The following is a 12,478-nucleotide window of genomic DNA, read 5'->3' on the forward strand; positions in this document are numbered from 1 at the left end:
AATGGGCATCGCATGAAGCGGTGGCCGTTTCAGCCGCCTCCTGGCCCGGGTTGCCAGCTCCGGGCGGCCACAAAAAAAGCGCCCAACCACAAGGGTCAGGCGCTCTGTCTGGCGCTTTGGCAGGCGCGAATTTCCTATTCGGTGGCGGAAGCCAGGGCCGTGGCGGCTTCTTCCAGCGCGGCAGCATCGGCGGCTACGGCGGCGGGCACGCGGCCGGCGGCGTAGAAATTACGGTGGTAATAGGGCTGGTTCAGCGAGCTCACCATTACGCCGCCATTGCAGGCCGAGTGGGCAAATTTGCCGTCTTTCAGGTAAATACCAACGTGATAAATCGGACCCTTGCCCCGGCGGAAAAACACCAGGTCGCCGGTTTCCATCTCGCTCTTGGCCACACGCTTGGTGTTGCTAAACATAGCGCGCGACGAGTGAATGAGGTTGATGCCATATACTTCGTGGAATACGCGGGTTACAAAACCCGAGCAGTCGGTGCCCTTGCGCGAATTGCTGCCGTAGCTGTAAGGCGTGCCAATCCAGTCGGTTACCATGCGCAGCAAGTCCTTGTTTTCGTCGAAGGCCAGGTGCAGGCCCAGGGTTTGGGCGTAGTAGTGGTAGGTGAGCGAGTCGCGGGAGGCGGCCAGCTCGGCGGCAGTGGGCCTGGTGGCCGGTGGGTTGCCAAAGTCGCGGGGCTCGGTGGCGGGCTTTCCTATCGTCAGGGCCGGAAGCAGCGAAGCTTCGGCCACGACCGGTGCCAAGGAGGCACGGGCCATAACCGAAGCTTCGGGGGCGCGTTCAAAGAAGAAGGAGAGGGCCAGCGAGGTAGCGGCGAGGCAATACAGGAGGCTGTGTTTCATTGTCCGTCGTTAGGATTGGGGGCAAAAAACCGGATTCCAAGGTGAGGGCGGAAGAGCCGGAGTAGTAGCTTTCTTAGGCGATAGGCAAGGCTGACTGCAGCCAAGTGAAGATGTGATGAAAAACAGTTGTACCCGATAATTTCTATTGTTCGTAGAACAGGTCACAGGGTAAAGCTAGGTTAAACTTTTCGTAAGTCCGGCACTTTTTCTTTAAAAAGGGCAAAAATACTTTACAAAAGATAATTTTATCAACAAATATTAACCTTATAGCTTGCAACCAAGCTCCTCTTTACTTCGTATCTGCGCGGTCAGAATATTCATATATCCTACTTCATGCAAAAACTCCGGACCTGGACCAATTCTCCCCTCGCTTTCATTGCTCGGCGCGTGCTAAAAGCCCGGCGCGTGGCCATGGTGGTGGGCCAAACCGTGCACCTGAGCGGAGCCTCCCGCGAGGAATTCTTAGCCGATGCCGAGTGGGTGGCCCACGAGGCCGTGCACCTGCGCCAGTACCAAGAGCACGGCCTGCTTCCCTTCCTCTGGAAATACCTCATCGAGTCGGCCCGCGTGGGCTACTACCACAACAAGTTTGAAGTGGAAGCCCGCGAGGAAGCCCGCCGCGTGGTGCTGGCCGACCCCGCCCACGTACTACGCCCCCTGCCGCGCCACGCGCAGCCCTGATTTTGGGGGGGGTTAAGAACCGCGAAAGCCAAAATAAAGTCGGCGAATTGCAACTAACCGGTAGCTGATTACGAATAAATCTAACGCCTGGGGTACTGCGGTGTCCGGCTTTGCTTTTTTCTCTCCACCCCCCTTTCCGTCTCAGTATCATGGATAACCAGAAAGACCAGCTCGGAACTTCGAACCCGACCAACGCCGAGCGCAACGCCGAGCGCAACGCCCAATCTTCGGCCACCACGCCGGATACTGCCAGCGGCGCTTCGGCCGCTTCGCGCAAATCGACCCCCACGCCCAGCGCCCAAAGCTCCTCTCCTACTCCCGACGCGCAGAACCAAACCACAGCCAACGCCGGCGATAACCGCCAGGGCGAAGGCCAGCAAACCAACGACCAGGCCGGCTCCCTGGTTGATACGGCCCTGAACAGCGGCAAAAAGTGGATTGAGGATTCCGGCGTGCTCAACAGCGTGAACCAGTTGCCGCAGTCGCTCAAGGACTTCGGCACCCGCGCCCTCGATAAAGTCAACGGCCTCAGCACGACCCAGAAAGTAGTGGGCGGCGCTATTCTGGCCGGTGGCGTTGCCTGGCTGGCTACCCGCAAGAGCAAGTCCGGCAGCAGCGAAAGCAGCTCCTATAACTATGGCCGCCAGCGCGATGCCGGCTACGGCCGCCGCAGCTACGGCTACCAGGCCCCCGACGCGAGTACCAGCCGCCCGGCCGCCGGCACCACTGGCCGCTCCGATAGCGGCTCGGTCTATGCCAACGGTGGCAGCCGCTTCGGTAGCAGCAGCACTGGCTCCAGCACCGATGCCAGCGCCCCCAAGTCGTCCGGCAACACCGGCATCCACTCGGGTAGCGGCCGCAGCGAGAGCAGCCCCAGCGCCTCGGCCCACACCGACCACGGCGCGCAGGCTTCTGAACACCGCTCCCACTCGAAAGACGACGGTTTCCGTAGCATCGAATAGCCCTGTGATTTTCTAAACAAAAAGCCCCGCTTCTCATCGAATCTTGTCCTTACCCAAATCTTTTTCTAACTTCCCCGAGGTAACGCAGAGGACCTTTTTTGCTGGCTGACCCCGCTTGAAAAGCGGCAAACCAACTAGGCAACCGCGCAAAAACGCCCTTCTAGCCACATGGCCGGAAGGGCGTTTGAGTTTTGGGTAAGGACAAGCCTTCTCATCGAAGCGGGGCTTTTTGCTTTCTTCATTTCTTGGATAGTCAGGCCGATTGATGCGTGGTCCTGCGCCACGACGGCACCAGCGCCCTGCCGGGACCGAACGAACGCCGCCCCTCTAGCTAACTTTTTCCCTGCAATGTCTTAATGTGCCTGCTTTTCGTGAGATATGGTGCCAGTAAACTGACCTCATAGGGCGAGGAGGAAGCGTTTTAAAACAGTTGCTTTTATAGTTTTACAAAATAGCTCAAAAGCACCAGTCACATTCAAGTGTATTGAAGCTGTTTAGAAAGTCCCCGAACGGTCATGCAGCGCGCAGCGAAGCATCTTGCTCGCATCGTCAGGCCCGTTCAACGATGCGAGCAAGAAGCTTCGCTGCGCGCTGCATGACCGGTTGAGTACCTTTTGTGACTTTCTAAACAACTCCATTGTGTCCTTTTTTGAGGCTGCTAGGAGTGTGCTTTGATTCACTGCAAGCCCAAGCTATTCCCGGTAACGCTCCTGCCCCCTGTTTGCCTTTGCCTTATTGCACTAGAAGGTAAATACGCCCTTTCGTAAAGTCCTTTTTTTGGGACGCTTTTGCAGCCATAATGTGCCACTATTGCGCCTGAAGTCATAATGCCACTACGGAAAAGCTGAATTTAAAAGTCCGTTACTGCTACATTTTATAATCCAATCTCATTATCAACTCCTCTATCTTTATTCAAATCATCTAACTCTTAATCCATCAGCTATGAAAGTCGCTTTGTATTGTCTGGTTTCGTTGCTGCTCCTTGCCAGCAGCTGCAAGAAAGATACCCGGCAGCTGACCTGCCGGCGGCCACCCACACAGGGGCCAATACCGCCGGTTGCTACATCAACGGGCAGCCCTTTGTGGCCACGGGGTACGGAAGCGGGCTGGGAAAAGTGCAGGGCATCGGCGGGGGGTTCGCGTACGATAGCGCCTACTACCTGCGGCTGAATGGGAAGTTTGGCAATCGGGAAGGAAGCTTACAGATTTTTCTGAATAGCGTCCCGGATTATAAGAAACAACTTTTGATTAGCGCATACGCCCTCAATCAAACAACTCCCATTTTGCCCGCTGCTGCTTTAGACCAATGTTCTAATTACGCAGTGTTTCTCCCCAATGACAATCCGAGGGAGGCATATATCACTGATGTGCAACACACTGGCACCGTTCGCCTCACCTATGTGGACTTAACCAACGTGAGTGTAAAGCGCATTGCGGCTGGCACTTTTGAGTTTACTGCGGTCAGTAACCTTGACCCCAGTAAAACCATCCAGGTTACGGATGGGCGCTTTGACCGCCAGCAGCCATAAAAGGCGGTCACCAACTTTTTTCACTTTTCCCGTTTAGCCCATGAAACACTTCTTCATGCTGGGCTTGGCGTTGGCAGGGATTAAAAAAATGCCCACCTCCTATACTAATACAGGAAGCGGGCAAACTGACATTCCATGAAGCTTTGACGGCTAAATATTCATGGCCGACTCGCGGCGGCGCATCTTGCCGGCCGGAATGCCGAACATCATCTTGAAGCGGCGGCAGAAATAGGCGGTGTCCTTATAGCCCACTTCCTTGCCGATGTCGCGGATGCTTTTCTTTGTCGTACGCAGCAGGAACACGGCGCGCTCCATGCGCTGGTATTCGATGTAATCCTGCGGGTTGATGTTGGTCAGCATCTTGAAATACTGGCCCACATAGTCCTCGCTCACGTTGGCTACGCCGCTCAGCACCTTGTTGGAGAGGTCGCCGCCCAGGTTCTCCTTGATGTAGTTGAACAGGTCAATCAGGCGGGGGTCTTTGAAGTAGGTGCTGTTGGTGGCCAACTGCTCCACAAACATGTTGTTGCGCAGCACGTAGCGCACCACTTCCACCACAATGTTCTCGGTGTAAATGTTGATGAGGCGCTCGCGGCCGGGCAGGTCCTGCATGCTCTCTTCCACCACCTTAATCACCAGGTTGGCCAGCTTGGCCTGGCCCGAGATAAGGAAAGCCGGCACGTCGAGCGAGGCGAAGAAGTTCACCGAGTCGAACACCTTCGCTTCGAAGCTCACAAAGCTGTGGCTTTCTTCGGCGTCGCCGATGAGGTCGAGGCTGTCGTTGGAATGAAAGAACTTGTCCTTGTTCGAAATCAGGTCATCGTTGGTAATGACGCGGTTTTTGGTATCCTCGCCGTAGCTCACGCGGGTGGGCCGGCCGCCGGGGATGAACAGCATTTCGCCTTCCTCTACCACCATCGTTTCTTCGCCAAACGTGAGGAGGCCTTTGTGGAGCAGAATCAGGTTGTTGCCGACGTCGTAGGAATTGCGCACGGTGAAGGGCTGGTGCAGCACCAAGTTTTTGGCCTTGATGTAGCGAACGCCCAACGACTCGATGACTTTATTGTAATCTTCCATAATTCAGGTGGCCCGAGAGGGCCTTGAGGGATGCGGGTGGGGTAACTGGGTGGCTACCGCAATGCAATATAACAGCTTGAAATTCACAAAAACTAAAAACCCAGCCAAATAGTGGCTGGGTTTTGTGCAATGAATCTGAATTTTAGGCAATTCCCCGCTTACTTGAGAATATCCCGCGAAATCACAATTTTCTGAATTTCCGAAGTTCCCTCGTAAATCTGGGTAATCTTGGCGTCGCGCATGAAGCGCTCGACGTGGTATTCCTTCACAAAGCCGTAGCCACCATGAATCTGGACAGCCTCTACGGCCGAGTCCATGGCTACTTTGGAGGCGAAGAGCTTGGCCATGGCCCCCGACTTGCCATAGTCGGCGTGGTTGTCCTTGTCGGCGGCGGCTTGCAGGCAGAGCAGGCGGGCCGCGTCTACGTTGGTCGCCATGTCGGCCAGCTTAAACTGAATGGCCTGGTGCTGCGAAATCGGCACGCCAAAGGCCTTGCGCTCCTTGGCGTATTTCAGGCTGAGCTCCAGCGAGCCGGAGGCAATGCCCAGCGCCTGCGCCGCAATGCCGATGCGGCCACCGGCCAGCACCTGCATGGCAAACTTGAAGCCGAAGCCGTCGGCCCCGATACGGTTTTCCTTGGGCACCTTCACGTCGGTGAACATGAGCGAGCAGGTGTCGGAGCCGCGGATGCCGAGCTTGTTCTCCTTAGGGCCCTGGATGAAGCCGGGCATGTCCTTGTCCACGATGAGCACGTTGATGCCACGCGACTTCAGCTCGGGGTTAGTTTGGGCGATAACGAGGTACACCGAGGCGGTGGTGCCGTTGGTAATCCAGTTTTTGGTACCGTTGAGGAGGTAATGGTCGCCCATGTCCTCGGCAGTGGTGCGCTGGCTGGTGGCGTCGGAGCCGGCTTCGGGCTCGCTCAGGGCAAAGGCCCCGATAATTTCGCCCGAGCATAGGCGGGGCAAGTATTTCTGCTTCTGCTCTTCGGTTCCGTACTGCTCCAGGCCCCAGCACACCAGCGAGTTGTTCACGCTCATGATAACCGAGCACGAAGCATCAACCTTGCTAATTTCCTCCATCGCCAGCACGTAGCTCACGGTGTCGAGGCCGGAGCCGCCGTACTCGGGGCTCACCATCATGCCCATGAAACCCAGCTCGCCCATCTTTTTGATTTGCGCGGCGGGGAATTTCTGGTGCTCGTCGCGCTCGATTACACCGGCCCAAAGCTCGCTCTGGGCAAAGTCGCGGGCAGCGTCGCGCACGGCCAGCTGCTCTTCATTGAGTTGGTAAATATTGGAGGATGTGGCGGTTTGCATGGACGGGGTGGGAATAATTAATTTAACGGTACAAAAGTACGGCCTTGGGGCACGATGGACAAGGTGAACGGTTGCCCTCAGCTCCCCTAACAGCCGTTAGCCAACAAAAGATTGTGGCCTTTCTGCCTAAACAACCTTCTGGAGCGACCCGGAGTCTTTGCACGACTTTTACCCGGATATGACCATTCGCATCCTCAGCCGCTACGCGCTGGCTCTATTATTCACGCTGGCCGGCATCTGGCATTTTGTGCACCCGGCCACTTACCTGGCCATTATGCCGCCCATGCTGCCAGTCCCACTGGCCCTGGTGTACCTGAGTGGCTTTTTTGAAATGCTGGGCGGCCTGGGGCTGCTGCCGGCCCGGACCAGGCGGCTGGCCGGCGGGGGCCTGCTGGCGCTGCTGGTGGCCGTGTTTCCGGCCAATGTGCACATGGCCCTGATTCATGAGCAGCTGCACATTCCTGGCTGGCTAGCCTGGGGCCGCCTGCCCTTGCAGTTGCCGCTACTGTGGTGGGTGTGGCGGGTAATGCGCCAGCGGTAGTACCAGCCTGTATTGCGGGCGCATTTTCTACCATTACCAGATGCCAACAAACGCCAAGAATTTCCTTCCGGTCCTCACGGTACTGTTACTGGCTACCTGCCCGCAAGCCAACGCCCAGAACACCCCGGCCGCGCCGCAACCACCCACACCTGTACAGCCGGCGGCCCTCAACCTGAACTCCTTCGCGGCAGCCAATGATTCGCTCCTGCACCGTGTGGCACGCACGCGGAGCCAGGCCGAAGCCCGTGTTTCTTCCTTTAAAGCCACGCAGGGCTCCTTTGGCGGGCTCCACCGCAAGGTGCGGAGCTATGCTGGCACACCCAAAGGCATGGTCAATGCCGTGGGTGTTCAAACCAGTTCGGGCGTAGCAAAGGAGCAGACCATCAAGCAACGCTACGGCATCGAGCTGGAGAAAGTAGTGTACCACGATGCCAAAGGCCGTAAGGTGCTCACCGAGCGCTACGAAGGGCACCAACTGACCCGGCTTGAGCTGTTCGAGTACAATGAGTCATTTAACGCCCCGGTGAGCAGCGGGCTGCTCGTGCGCGGCGTTTATCTGCGCTACATTTTCTCGTCGGTTTCGCTGGTCTATAAAGGGGGGCAGCAAACGAGCTACTTCTTCCGCCCCCGCCCGGCCGGCGAGTAGCAGCAGTTCATCGTCCGGATGGTCCTCCGCGCCCGCCCGACAGGCCGGGCTGCTCGGCTATGCTCTTTGGTTTTTCAATGAAAAACAACGCATTAGCTCGTTTTTCGGCGGCTTTTTTCCCTTCGAAAATACCCTGCCATAATCCCCTGGGGGCTAGGGGCTTATTGGGCCGTTTGCAAGCATTATAATGTCACTATATCTTGCCAATTTAGCATTAAATTTGCATTTTTGATATATTTTTCGTACATTTGTATCAGATATAAACAATTTTTCACCTAATCAATCATAATGCAATATCAAATCAATGAGATTACGAGTATCCCCAACGCCCAGATAAAAAAGCTGAAAGAGCAGGGCATTACCACCGCCGATGCGCTACTAAGCGCAGGCCGCACGCCCGCCGCTCGCCGTGCCCTGGCCAAGGCCACCGGCATCCAGGAAATCAATCTATTTAAGTGGGTCAACTACGCCGACCTTTCCCGCGTCGACGGCCTGGACCCCGAGCTGACCGGCTTGCTCGAGGAAGTCGGCATTACCACCCTGCTGGACCTGCGCGGCCGTTCGCCGTTTAGCCTGCACAGCAAGCTGGTGTCCACCAACCACGAGCATCACATCGTGAACATGGTGCCCGACATGATGAAGGTGGTCGATATGGTGAACAACGCCAAAGCCATGGAGCCGGAAGTAGCTTACCGCTAATCCTTTCCGTTTGCAAAAAGCTGCCAGCTGCCTTGTTCGCAAGGCAGCTTTTTTGTGTTTGAAACGACCCGGCCGACACCTCACCCCCAGCCCCTCTCCACAGGAGAGGGAAGCCAGATGATTGTGCCGCATTACCGGCGACCTGTACCCGTGAGACGAAGCAAGGTATTCACTCGTGCAGCAAACCTACTCCCAGCGCACGTCCAGCAGGCGCATCTGCACGCTGCGCTGGCCCCGGTACTCGTTCAGCTCCACGGTATAGCAGGCGCTGAAGGGCCGGCCCTGCTCAATCTCGGGCAGGTAATCGGCCAGGCCAAAGCCGATGGCGTCCACGGCCGGGCCCTGCACATCGGCCAGGGCCAGGCGCAGCTTGAGGTGGCCCTGGCCCACCACGCGGGCGCTGTGCGGCACGGCCACCAGCCGTTGCGAGGCAAATACCGGGTTGGGGTTGCCGGGCCCGAAAGGCTCCATGCGGCGCAGCTCACCAAAAAACTCTTCGGTGATGCGGCTCAGGGGCAGCACGGCGGCTATTTCCACGGGCCGCACCAAGTGTTCGGTGGTCAGCGTATCGGCCACTACCTGCTCGAACTGGCGCTGGAAGGCGGGCACGTTCTCCACCTTCAGGGTGAGGCCGGCGGCGGCGCGGTGCCCGCCAAACTGGTCGAGCAGCGCCGAGCAGGATTCCAGCGCCTCGTGCACATCGAACCCCGCCACGGAGCGGGCCGAGCCGGTGGCCTTGCCATCGCGCTGCGTGAGAATGACGGTGGGGCGGTAGTATTGGTCCAGGCAGCGCGAGGCCACGATGCCGAGCACGCCCTGGTGCCAGTCGGCCTTGTAGAGCACGGTGGCGCGGGCGTTTTGCAGCGTGGGGTCGCTGGCAATCATATCCAGTGCCTCCTGGGTGGTGTGCTGGTCGGAGCCGCGCCGCTGCTGGTTCATCTGGTCCACCACTTCGGCGGTGTAGCGGGCTTCCTGCTGGTCGGGGGCCAGCAGCATGGCCACGGCGCGGCGGGCATCGCCCATGCGCCCAGCGGCGTTGATGCGCGGCGCGAAGCCGAATATCAGGCTGCTGATGCCCAGCGGGCCTTCGCGCAGGGTGGCCAGCTCGCGCAGGGCGGCCAGGCCGGGGCGCAGCAAGTGGGCATCTTCGTTGAAGCGCCGCAGGCCGTAGGAGGCTAGAATGCGGTTTTCGCCGGTGATGGGCACGATGTCGGCAGCAATGCTCACCGTTACCAAATCCAGCAAGTCGTGCAGGGGGGCCTGGGGCAGGCCCAGGTGCTCGCCCAGCGCCTGCATCAGCTTGAAGCCCACGCCGCAGCCCGACAGCTCTTTATAGGGGTACTCGCAGTCGGCCCGCTTGGGGTCGAGCACGGCCACGGCAGCCGGCAGTTCCTCACCGGGCAGGTGGTGGTCGCAGATGATGAAATCGACGCCCCGGCTGCTGGCGTAGGCCACCTGCTCCACGGCTTTAATGCCGCAATCGAGCGCGATGATGAGGGCAAAGCCGTTATCGGCGGCCGTGTCAATGGCTTTGTGCGAGATGCCGTAGCCCTCGGTATAGCGGTCGGGGATGTAGTCGCGCAGCCGCTCCACGCCGAATAGCGGCGTGAGGTAGCTCATCACCGTGGCCACCGACGTGATGCCGTCCACGTCGTAGTCGCCCAGCACCAGCACTTTCTCGCCGGCTTGCAGGGCGTAAGCCAGGCGGGCCACGGCGCGGTCCATGTCGCGCATCAGCAGCGGGTTGGGCAGCTGGCGTAGGTCGGGGTGGAAGAAGGCGGCGGCGGCTTCGGGCGTGGCAATGCCGCGCTGCACCAGCAGGGCGGCTATCTCGGGGGCAATGAAGAGGGCCTGGGTGAGGCTATGGACCTGGGCAGGGTCGGGGTCGGGGATATAATTCCAGCGTTTACTAGCGGATACGGGCATCGGATACTTCGTCAAAATGGGTCCAAAAGTACGACCAAACCCCTCCCCCGCGCCGGCGGCCGTACCTTCGCGCTTCGTTTTGCCAGCCCCGCGCACCATGAAAGAGCTCCGAGATTTCTACCGCCAATACCGCCAATACATCGGAACCGATGTGCTGATGTACGGGGTGTTTATCCTGGCCCTGGCACTGATGTTCGTGTTTTTTAGGTAGGGCGCAACGGCAAGTAGAACGTCATGCTGAGCGCAGTCGAAGCATCTCTACTGTGAGAGTAAATCAATTACTTCCCCGGTAGAGATGCTTCGACTGCGCTCAGCATGACGTTCTATTGCTTCCCTCCTACTGCACGCCATCGCCGCGCAGCTTGCGGAAGCGCTTGCGGGCTTCAGCCACATAGATGCTACCGGGAAACCTGGCAATCAACTGGTTGTAGAACTCCTGGGCTTTGCCCTTATCCTTCACGTCTTCTTCCTGAATGCGGGCCAGCAGGTATAGTGCGTCGTCGCTCAACACGTCGGTTTGGGGATTGGCGGTGATGCGTTCCAGCGTGGCAATGGCGCCGGGGAAGTCGCCGGTGCGGCGCTGGAGCTGCGCTTTCAGGTAGTACGTATCGTCGGCCAGCGAATGGCCGGGGAAGCGTTCCAGCAGCGCATCCAGTCCTTTAATGGCCTCCGGAATCTTGTTCTGGAACACCAGCTGCTCTACGGCGGCGTAGGCTTTCAGGCCAAGACCCAGCGTGTCCTCCACGGTGTTGTCCTGAATCAGCAGCGAGAGCTGCATGGCGTCGTTGGCGATTTCGCGGGTGGTGGCTTCTTTTAGGATGTCGAGGTGGCTTTGGGCCAGCTTGAAATCACCAGCATAATAGCTCAGGCGGGCGTTGCGCAATTTGGCTTCGTAGCCCAACGGCGAATCCTTATGCGATTTTTCGACCTGCGAGTAGAGCAGCGTGGCCTCCCAGGGCTCGCCTTTCAAAATGTAGAGGTCGCCCAGCGTGATTTTGGCTTCGTCTACTACCTCGTCGCTGGCGCGGGGCATGTCGATTACCTGCTGGAGCAGCGTCATGGCCTTGGCGCGGTCATTCAACTGAAAAGCGTAGAGATTGGCCAGGTTGCGGATGATGGGGGCGGTATCGGGCGTGCGGCCCAGCTCGGTGAGCAGCTGCTCGTATTCGGTAACCAGGGCGCGTACTTTGGCTTGGTCTACGGGGTAGGTTTCGCGCACCTGGGCTTCGCGGGCTTGCAACAGGCGCTGCCGGGCCCCGTTGTAGTACGGGCCGTTGCGGTACTCTTTCACCACGTAGGCAAAGCCTTCGATGGCCGTTTCGCAGTCCTTGTTCTGCTGCGCGATGGCCGCCAGCTCCAGCACCCGCACGCCCTCGCTACGGCTGCGGCGGTCCAGGGCGCGGGCCTGCACCAGCGCCCCACCGAAGTCACGGCGCTGCACCTGCAGCCACAGCAGCAGCTCGCTGTAAGCCGACTGGTCGGGGTGCTCCTGGATGGCGGTAATCAGCTGTTTTTCCAGCGCGTCGAAGTCTTTTTCCTCGTGCAGCGCATTTTGCAGCATGTTGCGCACGTAGGGCAGTTGCCGGTCGTCCTGGGCTATCAGGCGCAGGGTTTCGGCCAGCACTTTGGGCTGGTCGCCCGCCTGAGTGTAAAGCTGGATGAGCTGCGGCGCATACTCGGTGTCGTTTTTGGCCAGGGCGCGGCCGCGCAGGTAGGTGCGCTCGGTCCATTCGGGCAGCTCGCGGCGGCTGAATTCGGCCGCCACCGGCTGCACCTGCGTGGGCGCGAGCTGGCTCAGCACTTTCTGCCACTGTTTTTCGGCTGCTGGCTTATCGCCGGCCGCCTGATAGGCGCCGCCCAACGCTACGCCGAGCGTGGCATCGTCCGAGCGCAGCTTCATGGCTTTTTTGGCCAGCTTCTCGGCATCCTTATAGCGCTTCAACGCCTGCAGCGACGCGATGTAGACCGGGAAGGTGGCCAGGCTGGTTTGCTCTTCCAGCGGCAGCTTTTCAAACAGAAAAACTACTTTCTCATGCTCGCCCCGGCGGGCGTAGTCCTGGGCCAGGGCGGTATTGCTCACGGGGGCCCAGCCTTTGGAGGGCTGCGCGTGCGCGGGCAAAGTCAGCAGGAGTGCAGCAGCGACGAGGAAGGAAGACGAGCGCATAGATTCAAAAGTCAATTCACGAAGCAATAGTGGGCCGGCAAAGCACCGCCAGCGGCCAGCGGCCAGCGGCCAGCGGCCAGCTC

11 protein-coding genes are annotated in these 12,478 nt (G+C 58.9%); 6 read left to right on the top strand and 5 right to left on the bottom strand.

The features are described 5' to 3' along the window. Positions 1–134: 134 nt before the first annotated feature. Entirely contained in the window at positions 135–851 is a 717-nt protein-coding gene (locus KQ661_RS02790) for a C40 family peptidase (protein WP_216685598.1), read from the bottom strand. Positions 852–1,184: 333 nt separating this feature from the next. On the opposite strand from KQ661_RS02790, the gene KQ661_RS02795 reads away from it, so the two are divergent. The 3 genes from KQ661_RS02795 (at position 1,185) to KQ661_RS02805 (ending at position 4,023) form a co-directional block, all read left to right on the top strand. Then, positions 1,185–1,532 (top strand): DUF4157 domain-containing protein, encoded by a 348-nt coding sequence (locus KQ661_RS02795; RefSeq protein ID WP_216679253.1) that lies wholly within the window; start codon positions 1,185–1,187, stop codon positions 1,530–1,532. A 149-nt stretch (positions 1,533–1,681) separates the two neighbouring features. Beyond that, positions 1,682–2,494: a hypothetical protein gene (locus KQ661_RS02800; protein ID WP_216685599.1), complete on the top strand. Its 813-nt coding sequence runs from the start codon at positions 1,682–1,684 to the stop codon at positions 2,492–2,494. Positions 2,495–3,453: 959 nt separating this feature from the next. Then, positions 3,454–4,023 (top strand): hypothetical protein, encoded by a 570-nt coding sequence (locus KQ661_RS02805; RefSeq protein WP_216685600.1) that lies wholly within the window; start codon positions 3,454–3,456, stop codon positions 4,021–4,023. A 150-nt stretch (positions 4,024–4,173) separates the two neighbouring features. Here KQ661_RS02805 and KQ661_RS02810 read toward each other — a convergent pair whose 3' ends face one another. Beyond that, on the bottom strand, positions 4,174–5,100 hold the full coding sequence (locus tag KQ661_RS02810; RefSeq protein ID WP_216679256.1) for a helix-turn-helix domain-containing protein: 927 nt from the start codon (positions 5,098–5,100) through the stop codon (positions 4,174–4,176). A 158-nt stretch (positions 5,101–5,258) separates the two neighbouring features. Then, complete coding sequence (locus KQ661_RS02815) at positions 5,259–6,419, bottom strand: acyl-CoA dehydrogenase (RefSeq protein ID WP_216679257.1); 1,161 nt, start codon at positions 6,417–6,419, stop codon at positions 5,259–5,261. A 178-nt stretch (positions 6,420–6,597) separates the two neighbouring features. Between KQ661_RS02815 and KQ661_RS02820 the strand changes: the two genes are divergently transcribed. The 3 genes from KQ661_RS02820 to KQ661_RS02830 all read left to right on the top strand — a co-directional run bounded on the left by KQ661_RS02820 (position 6,598) and on the right by KQ661_RS02830 (position 8,305). Then, entirely contained in the window at positions 6,598–6,960 is a 363-nt protein-coding gene (locus tag KQ661_RS02820; protein WP_216685601.1) for a DoxX family protein, read from the top strand. A 40-nt stretch (positions 6,961–7,000) separates the two neighbouring features. Then, complete coding sequence (locus KQ661_RS02825) at positions 7,001–7,606, top strand: hypothetical protein (RefSeq protein ID WP_216685602.1); 606 nt, start codon at positions 7,001–7,003, stop codon at positions 7,604–7,606. A gap of 288 nt (positions 7,607–7,894) precedes the next feature. After that, positions 7,895–8,305, top strand: a complete 411-nt coding sequence (locus KQ661_RS02830; protein ID WP_216679260.1) for a DUF4332 domain-containing protein — start codon at positions 7,895–7,897, stop codon at positions 8,303–8,305. Positions 8,306–8,491: 186 nt separating this feature from the next. On the opposite strand, the gene recJ is transcribed toward KQ661_RS02830, so the two are convergent. After that, the gene (gene recJ, locus KQ661_RS02835) at positions 8,492–10,231 is read right to left on the bottom strand and encodes a single-stranded-DNA-specific exonuclease RecJ (protein ID WP_216679261.1); all 1,740 of its coding nucleotides are present in this window, start codon (positions 10,229–10,231) and stop codon (positions 8,492–8,494) included. Between the two features lie 337 nt (positions 10,232–10,568). Then, complete coding sequence (locus KQ661_RS02840) at positions 10,569–12,395, bottom strand: tetratricopeptide repeat protein (protein WP_216685603.1); 1,827 nt, start codon at positions 12,393–12,395, stop codon at positions 10,569–10,571. Between the last annotated feature and the right edge of the window lie 83 nt (positions 12,396–12,478).

It is taken from the genome of Hymenobacter siberiensis, assembly GCF_018967845.1.
In the GTDB taxonomy this organism is placed as follows: domain Bacteria; phylum Bacteroidota; class Bacteroidia; order Cytophagales; family Hymenobacteraceae; genus Hymenobacter; species Hymenobacter siberiensis.

What these genes read in the sequence shown, in the direction of transcription:
- KQ661_RS02820 (WP_216685601.1), top strand. Translation starts at nt 6,598, where the DNA reads ATGACCATTCGCATCCTCAGCCGCTACGCGCTGGCTCTATTATTCACG.
- KQ661_RS02825 (WP_216685602.1), top strand. Translation starts at nt 7,001, where the DNA reads ATGCCAACAAACGCCAAGAATTTCCTTCCGGTCCTCACGGTACTGTTA.
- KQ661_RS02800 (WP_216685599.1), top strand. Translation starts at nt 1,682, where the DNA reads ATGGATAACCAGAAAGACCAGCTCGGAACTTCGAACCCGACCAACGCC.
- KQ661_RS02840 (WP_216685603.1), bottom strand. Translation starts at nt 12,395, where the DNA reads ATGCGCTCGTCTTCCTTCCTCGTCGCTGCTGCACTCCTGCTGACTTTG.
- KQ661_RS02810 (WP_216679256.1), bottom strand. Translation starts at nt 5,100, where the DNA reads ATGGAAGATTACAATAAAGTCATCGAGTCGTTGGGCGTTCGCTACATC.
- KQ661_RS02790 (WP_216685598.1), bottom strand. Translation starts at nt 851, where the DNA reads ATGAAACACAGCCTCCTGTATTGCCTCGCCGCTACCTCGCTGGCCCTC.
- KQ661_RS02830 (WP_216679260.1), top strand. Translation starts at nt 7,895, where the DNA reads ATGCAATATCAAATCAATGAGATTACGAGTATCCCCAACGCCCAGATA.
- KQ661_RS02795 (WP_216679253.1), top strand. Translation starts at nt 1,185, where the DNA reads ATGCAAAAACTCCGGACCTGGACCAATTCTCCCCTCGCTTTCATTGCT.
- KQ661_RS02815 (WP_216679257.1), bottom strand. Translation starts at nt 6,419, where the DNA reads ATGCAAACCGCCACATCCTCCAATATTTACCAACTCAATGAAGAGCAG.
- recJ (WP_216679261.1), bottom strand. Translation starts at nt 10,231, where the DNA reads ATGCCCGTATCCGCTAGTAAACGCTGGAATTATATCCCCGACCCCGAC.